Source organism: Microbacterium sp. Bi128, from assembly GCF_918698205.1.
On the sequence record NZ_CAKKMM010001617.1, the window covers coordinates 1 to 1,081 of the forward strand.

A 1,081-nucleotide genomic window follows, 5' to 3' on the forward strand; every position below is an offset into this window, starting at 1 on the left:
CGTTATGAACGGTGCCGAACTGCGGGAAGTCCCGGGCATGTGCGGCGTGGTGGACGGCGGAATCGTCGACGGACTGTGGGGCTACGAAGCTGGCCAAAGCGGTGTGGGGGACATCTTCGGCTGGTTCACGAACAACGGCGTCCCGCCCGAGTACCACCAGGCAGCGGAGGCGGCAGGCCTGGGCATCCACGAATACCTCACGGATCTGGCCTCGCGCCAGGCCATCGGCGAACACGGCCTCATTGCCCTGGACTGGCACTCCGGCAACCGTTCCGTGCTGGTGGACCACGAACTCTCCGGCGTCGTGGTGGGCCAGACCCTCGCCACCAGGCCCGAAGACACCTACCGGGCCTTGCTGGAAGCCACGGCCTTCGGCACTCGCACCATCGTGGACGCCTTCCGCGACTCCGGAGTGCCGGTCAGGGAATTCATCGTGGCCGGCGGCCTGCTGAAGAACAAGCTGCTCATGCAGATCTACGCGGATATCACCGGCTTGCCGCTCTCCACCATCGGCTCAACCCAGGGGCCCGCCCTGGGGTCGGCCATCCACGCCGCCGTGGCCGCAGGTGAATACGCGGATATCCGTGCCGCTGCGGCTGCCATGGGATCGGAGCCCGGCAGCATCTATATTCCCATTCCGGAAAATGTTGCCGCCTACGAAAAGCTCTTCCAGGAGTACCGCACGCTGCACGACTATTTCGGCCGCGGCAGCAACAGCGTGATGCACCGCCTCAAGGCGATCCAGCGTGCGGCCAGGCCCTCGTTTGCCGCCGCTGCGGGCGCTCCGCAGCAGAACGCCGTCCCCGCCGGCTCGGTCGCAGAGGAAGTGTCCGCATGAGCAACCTGCTGGAAAGCATCGCGGAGGTCCGTCGCGAGGTCTGCGAACTGCACGCCGAACTCACGCGCTACGAACTGGTGGTGTGGACGGCCGGCAACGTCTCCGCCCGCGTCCCCGGCCATGACCTGATGGTCATCAAGCCGTCCGGAGTCTCCTACGCGGACCTCACGCCCGAGAGCATGGTTGTCACGGACCTCTACGGCACGCCCGTGGAGGGCGACTGGAGCAACCCCGCGCTGTCAC

2 protein-coding genes are annotated in these 1,081 nt (G+C 66.6%); both read left to right on the plus strand.

All coding sequences use genetic code 11. The features are described 5' to 3' along the window. A partial coding sequence (locus tag LQV45_RS34965) for an FGGY-family carbohydrate kinase (protein WP_253074607.1) occupies positions 1–838 on the plus strand: 838 nt, incomplete at its 5' end. Beyond that, the coding region (locus LQV45_RS34970; protein WP_230012579.1) for a class II aldolase/adducin family protein at positions 835–1,081 on the plus strand (247 nt) is incomplete at its 3' end. The genes LQV45_RS34965 and LQV45_RS34970, both read left to right, overlap by 4 nt.